Annotated in this window: 16 protein-coding genes and 3 pseudogenes; 11 read left to right on the top strand and 8 right to left on the bottom strand. The window is 69.4% G+C overall.

From position 1 onward, the window contains the following. Positions 1-161 precede the first annotated feature (161 nt). Positions 162-1787 carry a glycosyltransferase family 87 protein gene (locus ACWD6R_RS24570; protein WP_451820664.1) on the bottom strand — a complete coding sequence of 542 codons (1626 nt, stop codon included), beginning with the start codon at positions 1785-1787 and terminating at the stop codon, positions 162-164. Positions 1788-2068: 281 nt separating this feature from the next. Between ACWD6R_RS24570 and ACWD6R_RS24565 the strand changes: the two genes are divergently transcribed. Then, a complete protein-coding gene (locus ACWD6R_RS24565; RefSeq protein ID WP_451820663.1) occupies positions 2069-2356 on the top strand; it encodes a hypothetical protein in 288 nt (95 codons plus the stop codon). Between the two features lie 189 nt (positions 2357-2545). Next, positions 2546-3448 (top strand): EamA family transporter, encoded by a 903-nt coding sequence (locus ACWD6R_RS24560; protein WP_451820691.1) that lies wholly within the window; start codon positions 2546-2548, stop codon positions 3446-3448. A 398-nt stretch (positions 3449-3846) separates the two neighbouring features. Here the strand turns inward: ACWD6R_RS24560 and ACWD6R_RS24555 are convergent, their stop codons facing one another. From ACWD6R_RS24555 to ACWD6R_RS24535, 5 genes and pseudogenes are all read right to left on the bottom strand, one after another. Further along, positions 3847-5274 (bottom strand): amidase, encoded by a 1428-nt coding sequence (locus ACWD6R_RS24555; RefSeq protein ID WP_451820662.1) that lies wholly within the window; start codon positions 5272-5274, stop codon positions 3847-3849. Positions 5275-5413: 139 nt separating this feature from the next. After that, on the bottom strand, positions 5414-7051 hold the full coding sequence (locus ACWD6R_RS24550; RefSeq protein ID WP_451820661.1) for an amidohydrolase: 1638 nt from the start codon (positions 7049-7051) through the stop codon (positions 5414-5416). A gap of 245 nt (positions 7052-7296) precedes the next feature. Continuing rightward, positions 7297-7665 (bottom strand): annotated as a pseudogene (locus ACWD6R_RS24545) (amino acid transporter); the annotation flags it as partial. A gap of 798 nt (positions 7666-8463) precedes the next feature. Then, positions 8464-8643, bottom strand: coding sequence for a hypothetical protein (locus ACWD6R_RS24540; protein ID WP_451820660.1), 180 nt, complete (start codon positions 8641-8643; stop codon positions 8464-8466). Beyond that, positions 8643-9002 carry a hypothetical protein gene (locus ACWD6R_RS24535; RefSeq protein ID WP_451820659.1) on the bottom strand — a complete coding sequence of 120 codons (360 nt, stop codon included), beginning with the start codon at positions 9000-9002 and terminating at the stop codon, positions 8643-8645. The genes ACWD6R_RS24540 and ACWD6R_RS24535 overlap by 1 nt, the downstream gene beginning before the upstream one ends. Positions 9003-9228: 226 nt before the next feature. On the opposite strand from ACWD6R_RS24535, the pseudogene ACWD6R_RS24530 reads away from it, so the two are divergent. Beyond that, positions 9229-10125, top strand: a pseudogene (locus tag ACWD6R_RS24530) (ISAzo13 family transposase); the annotation flags it as partial. 69 nt (positions 10126-10194) lie between these two features. Continuing rightward, positions 10195-11223: pseudogene (locus tag ACWD6R_RS24525) on the top strand (IS4 family transposase); the annotation flags it as partial. Positions 11224-11459: 236 nt separating this feature from the next. On the opposite strand, the gene ACWD6R_RS24520 reads toward ACWD6R_RS24525, so the two are convergent. Beyond that, positions 11460-12092, bottom strand: coding sequence for an MFS transporter (locus ACWD6R_RS24520; RefSeq protein WP_451820690.1), 633 nt, complete (start codon positions 12090-12092; stop codon positions 11460-11462). Continuing rightward, on the bottom strand, positions 12079-12603 hold the full coding sequence (locus ACWD6R_RS24515) for a 4-hydroxyphenylacetate 3-hydroxylase C-terminal domain-containing protein (RefSeq protein WP_451820689.1): 525 nt from the start codon (positions 12601-12603) through the stop codon (positions 12079-12081). The genes ACWD6R_RS24520 and ACWD6R_RS24515 overlap by 14 nt, the downstream gene beginning before the upstream one ends. A 192-nt stretch (positions 12604-12795) precedes the next feature. On the opposite strand from ACWD6R_RS24515, the gene ACWD6R_RS24510 reads away from it, so the two are divergent. The 7 genes from ACWD6R_RS24510 to ACWD6R_RS24480 all read left to right on the top strand — a co-directional run bounded on the left by ACWD6R_RS24510 (position 12796) and on the right by ACWD6R_RS24480 (position 20101). Then, the gene (locus ACWD6R_RS24510; RefSeq protein WP_451820658.1) at positions 12796-14040 is read left to right on the top strand and encodes a sensor histidine kinase; all 1245 of its coding nucleotides are present in this window, start codon (positions 12796-12798) and stop codon (positions 14038-14040) included. Beyond that, positions 14037-14738: a response regulator gene (locus tag ACWD6R_RS24505; RefSeq protein ID WP_451820657.1), complete on the top strand. Its 702-nt coding sequence runs from the start codon at positions 14037-14039 to the stop codon at positions 14736-14738. Before ACWD6R_RS24510 ends, ACWD6R_RS24505 begins: the two co-directional genes overlap by 4 nt. A 674-nt stretch (positions 14739-15412) precedes the next feature. Then, positions 15413-16366, top strand: coding sequence for an ATP-binding cassette domain-containing protein (locus ACWD6R_RS24500; RefSeq protein ID WP_451820656.1), 954 nt, complete (start codon positions 15413-15415; stop codon positions 16364-16366). Continuing rightward, positions 16363-17910, top strand: coding sequence for an ABC transporter permease subunit (locus ACWD6R_RS24495; RefSeq protein WP_451820655.1), 1548 nt, complete (start codon positions 16363-16365; stop codon positions 17908-17910). Before ACWD6R_RS24500 ends, ACWD6R_RS24495 begins: the two co-directional genes overlap by 4 nt. Further along, complete coding sequence (locus tag ACWD6R_RS24490; RefSeq protein WP_451820654.1) at positions 17907-18698, top strand: ABC transporter permease subunit; 792 nt, start codon at positions 17907-17909, stop codon at positions 18696-18698. Before ACWD6R_RS24495 ends, ACWD6R_RS24490 begins: the two co-directional genes overlap by 4 nt. A gap of 127 nt (positions 18699-18825) precedes the next feature. Next, positions 18826-19032: a transposase gene (locus tag ACWD6R_RS24485; protein WP_451820653.1), complete on the top strand. Its 207-nt coding sequence runs from the start codon at positions 18826-18828 to the stop codon at positions 19030-19032. Positions 19033-19483: 451 nt separating this feature from the next. After that, positions 19484-20101: a hypothetical protein gene (locus tag ACWD6R_RS24480; protein WP_451820652.1), complete on the top strand. Its 618-nt coding sequence runs from the start codon at positions 19484-19486 to the stop codon at positions 20099-20101. Positions 20102-20265: the final 164 nt, after the last annotated feature.

Below are 20265 nucleotides of genomic sequence, written 5' to 3'. Positions count from 1 at the left end.
TCAGGGGATCCGCCCGACATGCGATATTCGGCACGGTTTGGAAGTGGGGTGCTGATTCCCGTGCGGCGGAGTTGGTCCCACCACCGACGAGCGGGAGACGACCGAGTGGTCCGGCCTCGGCCCGGACCCCCAGCCCCTCGGCATGTGCGATACGTACTCGCTCAGCACGTTCCCTGCCGGAGGGGTCGATACGAGGAGCCGATCCGGTATTCACCGGCCGCCGACACCTTCAGCCGTGTCCACTCGCCCGCCCGTTCCAGACATCCGGTGTCGGCCTGCAGCCAGGGAGAGTAGGAGATGCGCAGGATCACCGACCCGCGCTCGCGGGCCCGCACGACGACGCCGGCTCCGTCGCTGCTGACGACGGACGAACCGGCACCCGACACCATGGGCACCGCGTCCTCGACCTGATAGACGCGCCAATGGGTGTCCCGCCACACGGGCTTCAGCCAGGTCGGCTCGTCGCGGACGAGTGCGGCCTCGTCCTTCGCGGCCCAGTCCGGGGCGCCTTCCGGCAGGACGACGTATCCCACCGCCCAATGGTCAAGCCAGGAACGGTAGTTCTCGGCGGAGAAGGAACCGTCGTAGAAGAGCGCTCCGCGCTCCACGTCGAGCTGGCGATTCCAGCCACGGGCCAGGTTGACGTGCGGGCCGAGGACGGTGGCCTCCCGGTGGTTGATGGCAGGTACCACTTCGACGCGCGTGCGGTCGGCGCCCAGCCGGTCGAGAGCGGCCACCACGCCCTTCGCCTCAGTAGCCCATGCAGGAACGGGAGTTGACATCTCCAGTACATGGACGGCGTGCTGTGTGACCCACTGCAGGGACAGTGCCACCGCCGCACCGAAAGCGATCCTGCGCGCCACCTGTACGCCGCGGGCCAACAGCGCGGCAAGTAGGACGGGGGGTCCGAACAACTCGGCGAGACGGATGACGTTGGAGCCCACCGGTGACGGAATGAGGACGGTCAGCACAACCCCGACCGCGTAGACCCCCGCGCCGTAGCGCAGCACTCTCCACTCTCGTGGCGCCAGCGCAACGAGCAGCAGGCTGAAGAGAACCGGCTTCCAGACATCGCTCGTCGCCATCGGCATCTCGCCGCTGAAGGGAAACAGCAGGGTGGTGAGTCCGACCACGACCGCAGGCGGGACACACAGCACCGCGGCTCTGCGCCAGTCCCGCTCCAGCAGCCGGCCTGCACCCACGACCAGGAGGAAGAGTCCGGCAACTGGACTGGCCATGGTGGCCAACGCACCGAAGACACCGGCTGGGACCAGGCGGTGCGAACCCCCTGCAAGCACCAGACACGAGACCAGGGCGAGGGCTACGCCCAGAGCGAAGGTGGAGCGCCCGGAGGCCACGTTGCACCAAAGGGTCAGCGTTGCCAGGAGGGCGGGCCACAGAGGGCTGCGCACCCCACTGCGCACGAACAGACTCGCCGCCAGCCAGGAGGCAGCCATTCCGGAGAGCACGGTGACGGTCCGCACACCGCACAAGGCCATTAACTGCGGTGCGATGACGCTGTAGTTACCGACGTGGATGCCGCCGTACCAGGACAGGTTGTATGGGGTGCCGGGATGCTGCGAGACGAAATCGGTCCAGGACACCTGAGCTGCGAGGTCTCCGCCGCCGGTGGCGAGCCAGATCGCCCAGATCGCATACAGGGGTGCGGAAAGGGCCGTGGCCAGGAGCGGCACACGATGCCGTTCCCAGCCGACACCGACACGCGTGGACTCGCCGGGGCGCGAACGGTGCGTGGGCAATCCGGTCGTCTCGACGGAGGGTTGCACGGGGGATCCGTTCAGTAGTCGACCAGGAGCAGCAGCGAAGACGCTGGCTCTTATATGTATGTTGACCTGGACGATGGGTCAACGTCAGCTCACTCCCTGCCGTGCCAGTACGGGTCGAGCGTTGTCCAGGTAGCGCCGATTCGCGGTCTTCGGGCATGACCCAGATACGCCAGAAACCCGCCACGGGATGATCTTGGATCGTTGAGCGCCCCAACCCCGTCGCCCGTTCGGCTCGGCGTCGTTGGTGGTGATGTTGGGTTCCGTCTGGGGCGGGGTGGGTTGTGACCTCGATCGAGAGGACCGCGTATCCGCGGTTCAAGCGGCTGATCACCGCGCATGAGCTGCATCTGTTCTTCGCGCCGAGCCGTGACGAGGTTGAGTGGGCTGCCACCCGTACCGACTGCGACGAGCACCTGCTGGCCCAGCTGCTGGCGCTGATCCGGGAGCAACAGCAGGCCATCGTCGAGGCGTTGATCGGGAACTACCGCACCGTGCTCCAGCACATCGACGCCGACGTCCCCGTCCAGGCCGCGCGGGAGAAGGCGGAAGCGCTGACGCCGAGATCCTGACGGCGGTCGGGGAACTCGAGCAGGACGCGGAGGCTGACGCCGTCCGAGACGTCCGTGCGCTACGGCAAGCCAGGCGGCATCGCGCAATGGCCCGGTGCTGCACAGCGCGCCCACCGGGCTGACCCGGGTGGCGATGGAAAATCACGAGACGCGCGGCGCCCGATCGTCGATACTCCACACGTGGCCACCATGAACGGCGACAGGACCAAACGCGCCCCGTCCCCCCGCTTCTCCCTGACCGTGCTGGCCGGACGTACCTTCGGCGCGATCCGGCCAACGGCGCTGGTGCTGCTCGGCATCGTCAGCGTTCAGGTGGGCTCGGCATTGGCCAAGAACCTGTTCAGCGCAGTGGGCAGCTTCGGGACAGTCGCGTTGCGACTGTTCTTCGCGGCGGCGGTGCTGATGCTGTTGTGGCGGCCGTCACTGCGCATGAATCGTCGCACGTGGACAGTGGTGCTCAGCTACGGCGTGATTCTCGGCTTGATGAACCTGTGCTTCTACCAGGCGCTGGCCCGGCTCCCGCTGGGGATCGCGGTAACCATCGAGTTCCTCGGGCCGCTGGCGGTGGCCCTGGCCGGGTCGAGGCGATGGCTGGACGCTTTCTGGGCCGTGCTCGCGGCAGGCGGTGTGGTCCTGCTGATGGAGGGACGCGGCGACCTCAACCTTGTCGGTTTTCTGTTCGCCCTCGCCGCAGGAACGTGCTGGGGCCTGTACATCCTGGTCGGCTCGGCGCTGGGCCGCCACACCACGGAAGGCAATGGTCTGGCTCTGGGAATGGCCGTCGCGGCACTGGTGGCTGTGCCATTCGGCGTGGCCGACAGCGGAACGGCGCTGATTCAGCCGTGGGTCCTGGTTGCGGGGCTCGGCGTGGCACTGCTGTCGTCGGTGATCCCGTACTCGCTGGATCTGGAAGCACTACGCAAGATCCCACCACGCGTGTTCGGCATCCTGATGAGCCTCGAACCAGCGATGGCGGCCCTCATCGGCCTCATCGTGCTCCAGGAGTCGCTGCACTGGTCGCAGTGGATCGCGGTGCTGTGCGTGGTGGCCGCATCGGCGGGCGCCACACGCGGCGCCCGCCCAGACGTCTAACCGCCGATAACGGGAGGAGCGGTCATCTCGTCGGTACCGAACATGCTGTCGAGATCCGGTCGATCACCACGCCGCACGCGTCGCACACCTCGGTCGGCCAGCTCGGCTCCTCCACATCTCCGGCGCACGCCGCACCCACGCGCGAAGAGTCTCACAAACGGTCCTTTGCCCGAGCAAGATCACTTGAGGGCCGGAAAGGCCCTCCGGGTCCTCGATCGGTTCGCACAACTCGTTCTCACTCAAAAGCGGTCGGACCCCGTTCTGAGAGTTGCATTGTGTGAAAATTCGGGCTCATGACGGACCCTCAAGAGCCTTAGACCGACGCGGACGACATCGAGCGCCACCCGTGCCCGCGGTGCGCGCGGCAACTTCTGGGCGCACGCGCACCCGTGCCGGGGTCACAGGGCCGGAATGCGGTTCCAGGGACGGACAGCCTCGATCGCCGACGCGGCGCGGAAGACTGTGGTGTCGTCGTACGTACGCCCGACGATCTGCACTCCCGTCGGAACGCCGGTCGATGCGAATCCGGACGGCACGCTCAGCACGGGGCAGCGGCTGGCGATATTGAACACCGTGGTGAGCGACGCCTCCAGATAATCGTCCAGCTCGACGCCGTTGATGACGACCTTCGTCGACGTGTAGTCGTCGTCCGCCGCGTAGGCCGGGATGGCGAGGGTGGGGCAGAGCAGCACGTCGTACCGTTCGAGGAGCGCGCCGATCTCCGCCTGCACCGCGCCCTCTGTGGTCAGGCCCTGAAGGAAGCTGCCCGGCTCGCGGGCGGCGCGGCCGGCCCGCTCGGCGAAGGCCAGCGCGTACCGCGTCAGCTTGTCGCCGTGCTCGGCGGCGACCGACGCGATGTACGGGCCGAAGATCGTGCCGAAGTGGATCATCGCGGCCTTCATGACGTCCGCACGCGTGATCGCGACCTCGACCTCCTCGACGATCGCTCCGGCGGCGCGCAGTGCCTCGGCGACCGCGCGCGTGTTGGCCTCGACCTCGGGGTCGACCTGCCAGTCCCCGAGGGTGACCGACAGGGCGACGCGAAGGCCCTCGGCGCCCTCGAAGCGGTCCGGCAGGACCAGCTTGGGCTTCACGGAGACGCTGTCGAGCGGGTGCGGCCCGGCGATGACGTTCTCCAGCAGGGCGCAGTCGGCGACGGTGCGGGCCATCGGGCCGTCGTGGCAGTACGTGTCGAGGTTGAACGGAGCCATCGCCGGCACGCGCCCGTACGGCGGCTTGAAGCCGACCGTACCCGTGGACGAGGCGGGTATGCGGATCGAGCCGCCGATGTCGGAGCCGGTCGCGAGGGTGGTCTCGCCCGCCGCGAGCGCGGCGCCGGCGCCGCCCGAGGAGCCGCCGGGCGAGAACTGAAGGTTCCACGGGTTGCGGGTGACGCCCCACAGCCGCGACTGGGTGACCGCCGCACAGCTGAACTCGGGCGTCGTGGTCCGCGCGTGCACGATGCCGCCTGCCGCGAGGACGCGCTCGACGACCGGGTGGGTCTCGTCGGCGATCTCGTTCTCGTATGCCAGGGAGCCGTCCGTGGCGCGGCGGCCGGCGATGGGCTGCTCCTCCTTCGTCGCGACGGCCAGCCCCTCCAGCGGGCGGGGCGGCTCACCCTTGCCCGCGTAGCGTGCCTCGGCCTCGCGGGCGGCGGCGAGTGCCTCGTCGAAGGTGCGCTCGGCCAGGGCGTTGACTTTCGGCTCGACGGCCTCGGCGCGCGCGATGACCGCGGTCATCAGCTCGACGGGGGACAGCGAGCGGTCGCGGAACCGGCGCAGTGCTTCGGTGGCCGGCAGATAGGCGAGGTCCGTGAGGTCGGTCATGAGGGACTCCTTCGTTCGTGGTGATCCGGAAGGTCGGGCGAGCACGGCGGGCCCGCCTGTCAGGGCCTGTGACGGCCGGGCGCTGCCGCTGCCCGCCCCGAACGGGCAGCGGCAGCGGCAACGCCCGGGCCTTGTGCTCTTACTCCGCGGAGTGGACCAGCGCTCCTCCGACGTACGTCCGTACGACCTTCGCCTCGGCGATCTCCTCCGGCGGGGCCGTGAAGATGTCGCGGTCCAGCACGACCAGGTCGGCGAGGAGTCCGGCCTGCAGGCTGCCGGCCTCGTCCACGCCGTTGACGTGGGCCGAACCGGCCGTGTAGGCGGCGAGGGCGGTGGTGAGGTCGAGGCGCTGCTCCGGCAGGAAGACCCGGCCGTCGGTGGCGTCGGGCTCCGTGCGGTTGACGGCGACATGGATTCCGGCGATCGGGTCGGGGCTGCTGACGGGCCAGTCGCTGCCCGCCGCGAGGGTGGCGCCGGCCCGCAGCAGGGCGCCGAACGGGTACTGCCAGGCGGCGCGTTCCGGCCCCAGGAAGGGGATGGTCAGCTCGTCCATCTGCGGTTCGTGCGCGGCCCACAGTGGCTGGATGTTGGCGATCGCGCCGACCTCGGCGAACCGCGTCAGGTCGTCGGGGTGGACGACCTGGAGGTGGGCGAGGTGGTGCCGGGTGGCCCGGCGGCCGTTGGCGGTACGGGCGGCCTCGACGGCGTCCAGCGCCTCGCGCACCGCACGGTCACCGAGGGCGTGGAAGTGCACATGGAAGCCGAGGGCGTCCAGTTCCGTGACATGGGAGCGCAGCGCCACCGGGTCGACGAAGCTCAGGCCGGTGTTGGCGGTTGCGCAGCCGCAGGAGTCCAGATAGGGGCTGGTCATCGCGGCGGTGAAGTTCTCCGCGATGCCGTCCTGCATGATCTTGACCCGGTCGGCCCGGAACCTGCCGTGGGTCAGCTCCTTGCGGCGGGCGGCCAGCTCGGGGATCTGCTCGGCGCCGCGGTCGCGTTCCCACCACAGCGCGCCGGTGACCCTGGCCGTCAGCGTGCCCTCGCGGGCCGCGGTCTGATATGCGTCGGCGGGATCGGGCTGGCCGTTGAAGACCCCGAGCAGGGCGTCCTGCCAGCCGGTGATTCCCAGCGAGTGCAGCAGGCTCTGCGCCCGCAGCAGGCCGGCGAGCCGGTCGGCGGCGGTGCTCGGGGGAAGCAGGCGCGCGACCAGTTTGGTCGCCCCCTCCTGGAGCACGCCGCTCGGCGTGCCGTCCGCCTCCCGCTCGATCCGGCCGTCGGCCGGGTCGGCGGACTCCTTGGTGAGCCCGGCCAGTTCGAGCGCGCGGGTGTTGGCCCAGGCCCCGTGGTGGTCACGGTTGACCAGATACACCGGGCGGTCGGGGACCACCGAGTCCAGCAGCTGCCGGGTGGGCAGCCCCCCTTCGAAACTCTCCATGGACCAGCCGCTGCCGGTGATCCAGGTCCGCTCGGGGTGGGCGTCGGCGAAGTTGCGGACACGCGCCAGGTAGTCGTCGACTCCCACAGTGCCGGTGAGGTCGCACTCGGCGAGTTCCACGCCGCCGTAGACGGCGTGGATGTGCGCGTCCTGGAAGCCGGGGATGAGCAACTTGCCGCGGAGGTCGACGACTTCGGTGCCGGGGCCGATCAGCTCCCGCACCTCGTCGTGACCGACGGCCGTGATCCGGTCCCCGGTGACGGCGAGGCTGGTCGCCCGGGTGCGGACGGGATCGCCGGTGTGGACGGGGCCGTGAGTGAAGACCAGGTCGGCCTTGCGCATGGGGAGATGCTCCAGTGGGTCGGCGGGCCGGGGGCCCGCTGGGTACAAGGGACAGGAGGTCAGTCGGAGTATGGGCTGGTGCCGAATCGGCGGGAGAAGTACGGGGCCTTGCGGACCCAGCGGGCCCAGGCCGCCACCGCCAGCCCGGAGGCGAGCATCAGGGCCGGGATGAGCAGGGTGAACCACCCGTTGTCCGCGGAGAGCTCGAAGTGGTCGGCGGAGTCGTAGAACACCCAGGCCGGATAGCCGCCCACGGCAAGCAGGGTGACTGCACCCAGCAGCGGGCCGACGACCGCCCGCAGGGCCTGCAGCGTGGAGTCCGGGTCGAGGCCGAGGCCGACGACGTTGACCCAGCCCGAGAGGAAGCCCAGCCAGGGGCTGAGGGTGCGGCCGACCCAGTGGTAGCTGCTGCCGGCGTTGGGCTCGACGCGGCTGAGCCGCCCGTACCCGCCTGCGATGCCCAGGATGGGGAGGAAGGCCAGCAGCATGAGTGCGGGCAGATGCAGACCGACCATGCCGGCTATCAGGCCGAGCCCGATGCCGATGCTGGAGGTGGCCGCGGTGCTCGAGGCGGCGATCGCCACACCGCCCCAGACGCCGAGCGACTTCTGCATCGTGGCCGGAGGGGACTGGATGGGGGCCTGGGATCTTCTGCTCGAGTCCCTGGTCATTGCTGCCAACGGATCATCGCCTTGCTCGAGGGAGGACGCGGCCCGCCGGGGCCGGTGGCAGGCCATGAAACCCGCGAGCCGTTTATAGGTCAATGCTGTTGTCGTAAGGTCCTGGGATATGGCCGATGGAGCCTGATTACCCGTCCCGTGCTGACTTGGTGCTGACTACGCAGCGTTGAACCCTGACATTCGTCATGGATCGGGCCTCGGCGCCCTTCCCGAAGGTCAGCGGCCCTCTTGCAGGACGACGAAGAACATAACGGGGGGCGAGGTGCGCCGTTCCAGCGGGTCAGTGGGACGTCCCAGTTCCTCCCGGAACTCATTGGGACAGCATCATTGCGCCCCGCGCCGGAAACGTTCCGAGTGCGGATGGTCACGCTCCGGTATGGCGGTCCGGCGTAACCCGTAGTTCGACCCGTAGGAGGTTCCCATGATCCGACGCACCGTACAGCGCGGCCTGCTGGCTGCCGTGGCAACGCTCATCCTGTTTCCCTCGGCGGCCGTGGCGGCCGACGGCATCCCCCAGACGCCTGGACAGTCCGCGCCGTCCCCGCGGGTCTCGGCGCCCGCCCGGTACTCCGTGCCGCCGCAGCCCTCGACCTCCAGCCACCGGCACACGGTGAACCCAAACAGGCCCTCGAGCCGCACCGCTCGCGTCAAGGGCCGCCTGGTGACTCACCGCCTGCCCCTCAATGTTCGCTCAGGCCCGGGCACCAGCTACCGGGTCATCGACAGGGTGCGTCACGGCAGCACGGTAACTCTCGCCTGCAAGAAGCGCGGCCAGCGTTCCGTCAGCTGCCACTCCTTCGGAATTCTGGGAGCCCACTCCAGAGTGTCCGGACGGAAGGCGAGATCGGTGCGCTCGCAGTAGATCCGGACGATTTCCTCGGTGTGGTCGAGGAGATCGTCCGAGTCGACCATCAGAGGATCCGAACCCTGCCCTTCGCAACCGCCAGATATAGCTCGTGGAGCCGGGAGAAACCGACGTCGTCGCGTTTCAGATCGGGGTTGAGCGCATAGTGCGAGGCGATCACCTCCTGGGGGTCCCGGATGATGAACGTGTGCGCCACCTCGCGCAGGAACGCCTGGTCGGACAGGACCCCGGGATACCTGAAGTCGGTGGTGTCCTTGAAGAAGACCGGCTTGTCCTGGGCGAGTTCACGGATCGCCGCGATGAGGTCGGCCTCGGTGCGCACTGTCCGGGAGCCGACTTCGGCCTCCCCGAAGTCGGCCAGACGGCAGAACGGCTCGTGCAGGGAGACGATGTCGTCGCGCTCCATCAGCATCTTGAGGAAAGCCGTGGAGCGCGACCGGGGGGCACTCCACAAAGCGATAATCAGTGGCCCCGGTCGGTCAACCGAATCCTCATTGCGCACGCTTGAAGCTCCTCCCCGGACAGGGGGCTGTCGAAAAATAACTCCTCGGTTTTAAGGCGCTGTTGGCCCGTAGGATGCGGGTGTGGCGGAGGGGATCGAGGCGGGGCTGGCGGAGGCGTTAGGGCTGCTGATGCCGCATCTGGATGAGCGGCAGCGGCGGCTGGTGCTGGGGGCCGCGGCCCGGGTGCGGGGACGTGGTGGGGTTCGCGCGGTGGCCGAGGCCGCCGGAGTGGCGGCGTCCACGGTGTCGCGCGGGCTGCGTGAGCTGGAGCAGGGTGAAGAGCCCGATGGCCGTGTCCGGGCGGTGGGCGGAGGCCGCAAGCGACTGCGGGATGCCGATCCGGCGCTGGTGCTGGCCCTGCTTGCGCTGGTCGAGCCGGGGCAGCGGGGAGATCCGGAGTCGCCGTTGCGGTGGACGGTGAAGTCCACCCGTGCTCTGGCCGCGGAGTTGTCCCGGCAGGGGCGCCGGATCGGGCACGACACGGTGGCCACCCTGTTGAAGGCCGAGAGATTCTCGCTGCAGGGCACCTCGCGTACCACCGAGGGGGCCAGGCACCCCGACCGGGACGCCCAGTTCCACTACATCAACGACCGGGTCAAGGAGTTCACGGAGGCCGGACAGCCGGTCATCAGCGTGGACGCCAAGAAGAAGGAGACCCTGGGCAACTACGCGGTCGTCGGGCGGGAGTGGCACCCGGCCGGACAGCCTGTCCAGGTCCGCGCCCACGACTTCCCCGAGAAAGGCGCGTTGAAGGCGGTGCCGTACGGGATCTACGACATCGGCGCGGACGCCGGCTGGGTCTCGGTCGGCTGCGACGGCGACACCGCCGCCTTCGCCGTGGCCACCCTGCGCCGCTGGTGGGACGGCGAGGGACAGCACCGCTACCCGAACGCTTCCCGCCTGATGATTACTGCCGACGCGGGTGGCTCCAACGGATACCGCGTACGCGCCTGGAAGAACGGGCTGGCCACTTTCGCTCACGACACCGGTCTGGAAGTGACAGTCTGTCACTTCCCGCCAGGAACACAATGCCATTGCTTGTGCACTACAGGCAGTTCGTCGTGACGCTGTGGTGGTGTGGTCGTTGGACTCGGTATGCATCCCTGGGTGGGTTTATCCGATCAAGTGCGGTTGGGGGCGGTGACCCGGTGGGTGACCCCGGAACTCATCACGGAGACGCTGGTCCAGTGCGGCGTCAGGGACAAGAAGCCCGGTGCGCTGCCTGCCGGGTTCATGGTCTATTTCACGCTTGCGCTGGCGTTGTTCCAGCAGGACTCCTATGACGACGTAGCCGAGCATCTGGTGGGCGGCATGCCGGAGTTGGGCCGGAGCATTCCGAACAAGTCCTCGTTCACCAGGGCCCGGCGGCGTCTGGGGCCGCAGGTCCTCGAGGCGGTCTTCCGACAGCTGGCTGGACCGCTGGCACCCGCTGATCTGGAGGTCTCCTTCTACCAGGGGATGCGCCTGGCGGCGGTGGACGGATTCGTACTTGACGCCCCGGAGACGGAGGCGAACCGGCGCCAGCTCGGCGGCATAAAGGACGCCCGCGGGCAGGACGCGGGGTTTCCCCAGGTGAGAGTAGTCACGCTGGCCGAGACCGGAACCCATGCCCAGATCGACGCGGCGGTGGACGGATTCTGCCGCGGGGAGCCGGAGTTGGCGATCAGACTCGCCCCGTCGGCAGCCGGAATGCTGGTCATCATGGACCGGGGCTTCCCCGGCGTGGCCCTGTGGCGCGACTATACCGACGCCGGTGCCCACCTGCTGATCCGGGCGCGCTCGTGCGTGGCCGCCCGGCCGATCGAAGACCTCCCCGACGGGACCTACCTGGCCCGGATGAACCTGGCCGGGCAGAAGCGGGCGGCACCAGGACATGTCGTCCTGCGCGTGGTCGAGTACCGCGTCGACGGCGGCGAGGAGATCCGACTGCTGACCGATCTGCTCGACCCCGAGCAGTACCCGGCAGCCGAACTCGCGGCCCTGTACCGGGAAAGGTGGGAAGCGGAATCCTCATACCGCCAGATCAAGACGTTCCAGCGGGGACCGCAGCAGGTCCTGCGCTCCGCCGACCCGGATCTGGCGCGTCAGGAAGCGTGGGCACACCTGGTCGTTCACCACTGCCTGACCCGGATCATCATGGAACTGGCCGACGGGGAAGGGCTCGATCCTGACCGCATCTCGTTCCTGAAGGTCCTCAAGCACGTGCGCCGCAGCGTGATCGCACGGACCGCCACCACGGCCGCGAAGACGAGGGCGTTCATGAGCATGCTGGCGTCCAAGGTGCGTCGCAAGCTCGACAGTGAACCCCGGCGTCCGCGCGTGGCCGACCGGCTCCTGAAGCGACCGGACTCGAAGTACTCCTACCGCACCAAGGGCCAGGTGCTCAACACGGCGCCCGGCAGGTCGAAGCCGCCCTCGTCCCCGGCGCGGTCCCCGGCCGGCAGCAGCCGGCGGGCCGGAAGGATCAGCCCGAGACCCACGACGACGTTCAGGGCGAAGGTGGACTCCCAGCCGAGCCAGCTGGTGAGGACACCGCCGAGCACCGTACCGGCGGCGCCCCCGGCCCCTGCCACCGCGGCGAAGATACCGAGCGCCTTGTGGCGTTCCGGTCCGTCGTCGAACAGCGCCAGCAGCAGGGCGAGCGCGGCGGCGGCCGCCATCGCGGCGCCGACGCCCTGCACGACGCGCGCCGTGATAAGGACCGGGGCGCTTCCGGCCAGCGCGCCAAGCAGCGAGGCGGCGGCCAGCGTGCCCAGAGCCGAGACGAACAGCCTGCGCCGCCCGAGCAGATCCGCTGCCCGGCCGCTGAGCAGCAGCAGCCCTCCGAAGGAGACCAGATAGGCGTTGGCCACCCAGGAGAGTTCGGCGGGCGAGATGGCGAGGTCACTGCCGATCGAGGGCGCCGCGACGTTGATGATCGAGGTGTCGAGGATCAGTACGAACTGCGTGCAGGCGAGCAGCGCGAGCGCCCGCCAGCGGTCAGGCGCTGCCATGCGCCTTCCCCCGCCCCGCGAAAGGCTGTTCGTCGAGCTGGTAGCCGTCCAGGCAGGACTGGGTGAACGCCGCGAGCAGATCCGGGTTGCCGTCCCGCACGATGCCGGGGAGGTAGACGTGCGGAGCGCCGTGGTAGAAGCGCTCGTACTGCTCGTGCCGGGAGGCGAATTCGGAGCCGAGGGCGTCCCAGGCGAGCTTCATCAGCTTGATCCGTTGCTCGGCGGGGTGCCCGGGCGAACGGACGTACTTAGCGACCAGGGGCCCGAGTTCGACGTGGGTCAGGTCGTATCCGGAGGCGGGCAGCTGGGTCAGTCCGCCTCCCGCCAGCATCTTGATCTCGGCGAGGACCTTCGGATAGAGGCCACCCGCCATGGCGCGGTGGGCGGAGGCGATCTCCTGGTTGATCCGGACGACGCCGTCCGAGCCCGCGACCTGCTCGTGCGCGGCCTCGGCCGCCAGCACCATCGACCTGGCGACGTTGAGCCAGCCCATGAGCCGTCCCAGCTGCATGCGCACGGGCGGCAGATCGTAGGTGTTGTTGGCCCTGGCGATCAGGATGGCGAGCTGGTGAGAAATTCCAGCTTGGTCCAGAACCGGGTGGCCGCCTGGTGGACGAAGTTGCTCCACCCCTCGCGCGGGGGAGCGGGTGATCACTGTTCCGGGGGACGCCCGCGCGGAGGGCCGACTGCCATAATGACCGGCGTGAACCGTGCGACTGCCTGGCGTGACAGCTGGACCGGGGTGTTACGGCGGGCCGCGGAACTTCCGCGCAACGCCGTGTTCCTCTCGTCGCTGTGCGGTCTCGCGGTCGCCGAATCGCTCACCGAAGTGGTCGCCCACCGGGGTTCCATCCCGCGGATGTTCGCGGACACCGCCCAGACCGCGGCCCAGGGCAGTGACCTCGGCGGCATCCAACTCGCCATGATCATCGGTCTGTTGTGCCTGTGCACCGCACTGCCGCTGGCCGTGCTGCGGCCCCTCCTCGCCGGGCTCACGGTGACCGTCGCGAGCTTCGGATCGCTCGCGATCTTCCACACGCTGACGCTGGCGGGATTCGCCGCTCAGCTCATCGCCCACTACCGGCTCGGCCGCTGCGGACACGCCCTGGCGGCGACGCTCAGCACCGTTCCCTTCCTCGCCCTGGCCCTCGCCGGGTCCACGGACACCGACTACCGGGTGCGCACGGTGCTCCTCGCCGTACTCGCCCCGATGGCCGCCTTCGCGGGTCTCTCCAGGCGCGCGGGCGAAGGCGACCGGGAACAGCACGCCATTCGCGAAGTCATGGTCGGCACCCAGTGGGAGAACGCGGCACGCGCGGAGCGCGCCCGTATCGTCCGCGAACTGCACGACGTCGTGGGCCACCACATCTCCATGATCGCGGTGCAGGCCGAGACAGCCCGCGTGGCGACTCCCGGTATGCCCGCCGAAGGCGGCAAACGGCTGCTCGGCATCGGCGACACCGCCCGCGCTGCCCTCACCGAGATGCGCCGGCTGCTCGGTGTGCTGCGCGACGACACCGAGTCCGCCACCGGACGCGAGCGCAGGCCGCAGCCCGACCTGACCCAGCTCAACGAACTGCTCGACGAGGCCCGCAAAGCCTCCACCGGCTCGATACGTCTCATCCTCAGCGGTGCCCCGTACCCCCTGGGACCGGGGACCGAGCTCGCCGCCTACCGCGTCATCCAGGAGTCCCTCACCAACGCTCGCAAGCATGCCGGAGGTGCCCCGGTCGACGTGGAACTCCACTACGCCTCCGACGCCCTGCACCTCAGCGTCCGCGACAACGGCCCGGGGCCGCCCCTCGTGACGCCGAACGCGGCACTCGGCCTCCTCGGCATGCGGGAACGTGTCTCCGCGGTCGGCGGACTGATCCGCACAGGTCCGGCGGACCGCGGTGGATTCCTCGTCGCAGCCAGTTTCCCCGCCAAGACAGAACGGTCCACATGAGCTCCCCGCCCGCACCGATCCGCGTCGTTATCGCGGACGACCACCTGGTGGTCCGCACCGGGTTCTCCGCGCTCCTCGACTCCCAGCCGGAGTTCACCGTCGTCCAGACCGCCACCACTGGCGTCGAGGCGGTCCGCGTCAGCCGCGAGGTGGCCCCGGACGTCGTCCTCATGGACATCCGCATGCCCGAGATGGACGGCATAGAGGCCACGCGACAGCTTGTCGGCGACGCACCCGACGGGGCACGGGCCCCACGCGTCCTCATCCTGACGACGTTCGACCTCGACGAGTACGTCTACGACGCGCTGCGCGCCGGAGCCAGCGGCTTCCTGCTCAAGGACGCCACCGCGGAACGGCTCTTCGACGCCGTACGCGTCGTCGCGGCCGGAGACGCCCTGCTCGACCCCGGCATCACCCGTCGGCTGATCAGCGAGTTCACCCAGCTGCCCGCCAAGGCCCCGCTCCAGCCGCCGCCCGGTCTGAAAACGCTCACGGCACGCGAGACCGAGGTGCTGCTGCTCGTCGCCGAAGGCATGTCCAACGGCGAGATCGCAGCCCGCCTCGTCGTCACCGAGGAGACGGTGAAGTCACACGTCAGCCGTACGCTGACCAAACTGGGCCTGAGAGACCGCACCCAGGCCGTGATCGCGGCGTATGAAACGGGACTTGTCGTCCCGGGAATCCGCAGAACCGGCTGAGGGCTTCTTTGCCGCCGCCGCGGGTGTTCAACTGCGACACGGCGTCAGTTGAATACTCCGCCGGGAACCCGCCCCGGCACAGCCAACTGGAAACTATTGCCACTCCCGGGCGCTCTCGCTCGCGGCACTCGGTGTACTGCTCGGGCGGTATGCGGGGACGGACGACGTGACGGTGGTCGCGGACCTCGCCGATGCGGCGGCCCAGGGCACGGAGGGCCCTGGCGCGGCGGTCGTGCGCGCGGATCTGTCCGGCGACCCGACGTTCACCGAGCTGCTGGGGAGGCTGGACCGGAACAACGCGGGCGAGGGTGCGGCCCGGGAAACCGGCCGGGAGGAGGCCACGGTGTGTGCGAGCATCGCCGTCCTGGAGCCTGAGGGGCAGGGTGCTCCGCCGATCGGTACGCTGATGGCCAACACCCGCGTCTATGTTCTGGACGAGCAGTTGCGATCGCGGCGATGGTCGGACCCGCCGGGGGCGCGGAGTACGCGGAGTACGAGGAGTACGAGCTCTTGGGGGCGAGATGCCCCACCCCCTGGGCATCATCCTCAGGTAGGAGACCGCCCCTCCCTCACACGAGGGAGGGGCGGTCTGCTTCGTCCCTCACGCGAGCACGGTGGAACTTCGCTCCTTGCCGTGACGACCCGACCCCCTCCTTCTCCCTAGCCTTCTTTCCATGGAGAAGACGAATGGCGGGTCGCACGCCATGATCGAGGTCAGGGACGTTCGCAAACGCTTCGGCAGCACCCAGGCGCTGGACGGCATGTCGTTCGTCGTCAGACCGGGGCAGATCACCGGCTTCGTCGGCCCGAACGGCGCCGGGAAGTCCACCACGATGCGCGTCATCCTCGGCCTGGACAAGCCGGACCAGGGCAGCGCGCTGGTCGGCGGGCGGTCCTACCAGTCGCTGCGCACTCCGCTCAAGCACGTTGGCGCACTGCTCGACGCCGCCGCCGTGCAGCCGAGCCGGACCGCTCGCCACCACCTGCTGTGGCTGGCCCACTCGCAGGGGCTCGGCACCGCCGCGGTCGACGAGGTGATCCGAAGGGTCGGCCTCCAGGACGTGGCCCAGCGCAAGGCAGGCGGCTTCTCCCTGGGCATGCGGCAGCGGCTGGGCATCGCCGCCGCGCTGCTCGGCGACCCGCCGATCCTCATGCTGGACGAGCCGTTCAACGGCCTGGACCCCGAAGGGTTCATGTGGATGCGGGGCTTCCTGGCGTCGCTCGCCGAGCAGGGGCGCGCCGTGCTGGTGTCCAGCCACCTGATGAGCGAACTTCAGGACTCCGCCGACCATGTGATCGTCGTCGGGCGCGGCAAGGTCGTCGCCGACATGAGCGTGCGCGAACTGCTCGCGTCCGTGTCCGAGGGCCGTGTGACGCTGCGTACGTCGGCTCGTACGCAGGCGATGGAGGTGCTCGCGCGGGCCGGTGCCACGGTGAGTTCCACGGGCGTCGACACGATCAGCGTCACCGACCTGCCCGCCGAGAGCGTCGTGTCGGTGCTCGGTGCGCACGCGGTGCCGTTCTCCGAGGTCTCCTCGCACCGCGCCTCGCTGGAAGAGGCGTACATGGAACTGACCCGCGACGCCGTGCAGTACCGCGGGGTCGTCAGCGAGGAGGCCGGACGATGACCACGACGCTCTCGCCGCCCCCGGTCACCCACCGCCCGGAACGCGGCGGCTTCGGGCGCGTGCTGCACGCCGAGTGGACGAAGTTCAGGACGGTCCGCGGCTGGGTGCTGAGCAGCGTCGGTGCGATGGTCGTCATCTGCCTGGTCGGACTGCTCGCCACCGCACAGAATAACGGCGGCGCGCAGGCCGCGGAGCTGGCGGTCGGCCCCGGCGGCCAGGCGGTCAACGACAGCTTCTACTTCATGCACCAGCCGCTGAAGGGCGACGGCGCCATCACGGTGTCGGTGTCCTCGCTGACCGGACGGGTCGCGACGACGCCCACAAAGACCAAGCCCGGCCTCGCACCCTGGGCGAAGGCCGGCATCATCGTCAAGGACTCCCTCGAACCGGGGTCGCCGTACGCGTCGATGATGGTCACCGGCGACCACGGCGTGCGGATGCAGCACAACTTCACGCACGACACGGCCGGGCTGCCCGGCAAGGTGTCGCAGGACGCGCCGCGCTGGCTCCGGCTTCAGCGTACGGGTGACACCGTCACCGGCTACCAGTCCGCGGACGGCAGCAAGTGGACCGAGGTGGGCACCGCGCGACTCACGGGTCTCTCGGAGTCTCCGCAGGTCGGGCTGTTCGTCACCTCGCCGTCGGCGACGGAGGACACCGGCAGCGGAACGGGATTCAACCCCGCTGTCGCCACCGGCACCTTCAGTGCTCCCACGCTGTCCGGCCGGTGGAGCGGCGGCAGCTGGCAGGACCGGCAGGTCAGTGACGGTGCCGGCACGTCCGGCAGCTACACCCAGTCGACCAAGGGCGAGGTGAGCGCGACCGGTACGGGCTACAGCATCACCGGGGCCGGCGACATCGCGCCGGTGGTCGGCGGGCCGGCCGCGAGCGGCGTACGCATCGTGTCGAACTTCCTCGTCGGCGCGTTCGCCGGCCTGATCATGATGGTCGTCGTGGCCGCGGGCTACATGACCGTCGAGTACCGGCGTGGACTGATCGGCGTGACCTTCGCGGCCAGCCCCAGCAGGGGCCGGGTGCTGGTGACGAAAGCCCTGGTGGTGGGCTGCGCGGCCTTCCTCGTCGGAACGATCGCGGCCGCCGTCATGGTGCCCTTCGGGGGAGCGCGGTCCATCGCGAACGGCTTCCCGGTGCTGACGGTGCCGACGGCGACCGAGGTGCGGGTCATCATCGGAACGGGCCTGCTGCTCGCGGCGGCCAGTGTGTTCGCCCTCTCGGTCGGAGCCATCCTGCGACGCAGCGCGGTGACCATCACCGTGGTGGTCGTCGGCATGGTGCTGCCCTACCTGCTCGCCACCGCGTCCGTCCTGCCCCCCGCGGCCTCGGCCTGGTTGCTGAAGGTCACCCCGGCCGCCGGGTTCGCCGTCCAGCAGACCGTCGAGCGCTACGACCAGGTCGTCACGGTCTACTCGCCGATGCACGGCTACTTCCCGCTGGCGCCGTGGGCGGGCTTCGCCGTCCTGTGCGCCTACGCCGCGGCCGCGTTCGTCGCCGCCTGGGTCCTGATCCGCCGGAGGGACGCATGAGCACCACGGGCTTGAGGAACGCGGGACGCGCGGAGTGGACGAAGCTGCGCACGGATTCCGGCAACACCTGGCTGCTGCTCGGCGTCGTGGCCCTGACCCTGGCGGTCGGCGCGGCGGTGGCGATGACGTCCCGGTGCGACGCCGTGGGCTGCGGAGAGGACGCCACGAAGCTGAGCCTCACCGGCGTCATGGTCGGCCAGGTCGTCGTCTCGATCGTCGCGGTGCTGATGGTCGGCAACGAGTACAGCACCGGCATGATGCAGACCACGATCGCGGCGGTGCCGCGCCGCCTGACGGTCCTCCTCTCGAAGGCGACCGTCCTGAGCGCCGTGATCCTGGTGGCGGGCGCCGTCGGTGTCCTCGGGTCCCTGCTGATCGGCTGGCTGGTCCAGCCGGGCCGGGGCTTCACCGAGGCGCACAGTTACCCGGGGATGTCGCTGGACAACGGTCCGATGCTGCGCGCGGCCGTGGGCTCCGTGCTCTATCTCGCCCTGGTCGGGCTGCTCAGCCTCGGCATCGCACTGATCGTGCGGAGCTCGGCGACGGCCATCGGGATCGTGCTCGGACTGCTCTTCTTCTTCCCGATCCTCACCCAGGTGATCACCGACCCCGACTGGCAGCGATTCCTCCAGCAGATCGCCCCCATGACGGCCGGTCTTTCGGTGCAGACCACCATCGGCGTGGATCAGCTCCCGATCGGTCCCTGGGAGGGCCTCGGCGTACTGGCCCTCTGGGCGCTCGGTGCGCTGACCGCCGGAGGAATGCTGCTGCGTTCGCGAGACGCATAAGCGATCGAGACTACCCGCTAAATCCCCCGGGCGGGTAATGCGGCCCCGTGTTCAACTGCGCGAGAGCAGGGCTTCGGCGTAGTCGGATGCGATGTCAGCGATCAGCACCAAGGGGCGCATGCACTTCATGGTGTTCACCGAGAGCTTCGACGCGGGCGTGATGTGCCGCTTCCTGACCAGCCTGACCGGCCACTTCGACCGCAAGATCCACCTCGTGATGGACCGGCACTCAGTACATCGCTTGAAGGCGGTCCGGGCCTGGCTGGATGAGCACGCCGACCGCGTTGAGCTGCATTTCCTGCCCTCGTACCCGCCCGAGCTGAACCCCGACTAGCTCGTCAACGCCCACCTCGAGCGCAGCGTGCCCCGTAATAGCCGGGCCCCGGACCAGGCCCAACTCGCAGCGGAGACACGCAGGTTCTTCCGTCGCCGCCAACGCCGGCCCCACGTCGTCCGCGGCTACTTCCACGGCATACACGTCCGCTACACCCTCGAAGAGACCCTTTGAGTTTCTGATCAATAGCTGCCGGGGTGTCGGCCGCGTCGGCGAGACCGGCGATTTGATCATTGACGGCTTGATCATCAAGGCGGAGGGCGTAACCGGTGGACCCTCGCCGACCGACCGGACGCGGGGTGCTTGCCGCGCTTCCGGCGCAGGTGGGACGGGCTCCTTCTCGGCAAGATAAGGAAGCGGTTAACGCGTGCGGTCACCGCCCGGAAACCGGCCTCCGGCCAGGCTGACCACCATCAAGTCGTCGTCCACAATGACTACCTGGAGGCTGACGGTGCTGGATTCCGCTATCGCACCCCCCGCAAGTGAGGAGAGCCCCCCGCCGCAGCGCCGCCGGCGCGGTGGCAGGCGGCGGACGCTGCTGGCCGGGACCGCCGTGCTGGCGATCGGCGGCGCAGGCGTGGCGGTGTACGCGCTGCGGGACGGTAAAGCGGCGACGCAGGAGACCGACACGACGTTGCCGACCGTGGCCGTGACCCGCGGCGACCTGGCCGGCACCACCGAGGCGGACGGCACCCTCGGCTACGCCGGGAGCATGAGGAAGCAGGGCGTCGACGTCCCCGACCTGAGGGACGGCTCCGACAAGGTGGCCGCTCCCGCGGGCACCGTTCCGGACCCGAAGGCCGAGGCGGCGAACGCGGTCTGCCGGAAGTACGCGCCGAACCAGGGCGACGACAAGGTCTCCGCGGAGGAGGAAGACGCCGCCGTGAAGACCGCGGAATGCCTGCGCAAACAAGGAATCAACGCGACCGACCCCAAGCCGGGAACCGCCGACATCAGTATCGAGAAAGGTCCTGGAGTCACCAACGAAAAGATCGTCGCTGCCTACAACTCGACTTTCGACGTTTTCGTTGATCGTCGTGGGGTGCTCGTGTGGGTGATGGGGGCCTGATCTGGCAGCGCGGGGCTGGGCAGCAGAGAAGCATCGGCGGTGCTTGCGTCACCTGCTGTGAGGAGACCCGCCGATGCTTCCGGACTCGACCGTACCCGCTTCGCTGCTGGCGGTGCTGACGTTCGTTCAGGGATGTTTCACCACGCCGACCTTCACCACCTTCG

This window comes from Streptomyces sp. NPDC005151 (genome assembly GCF_053599875.1).
The sequence above is the reverse complement of the archived record's forward strand: the minus strand, read 5'-3'. Positions and strand labels throughout refer to the sequence as shown.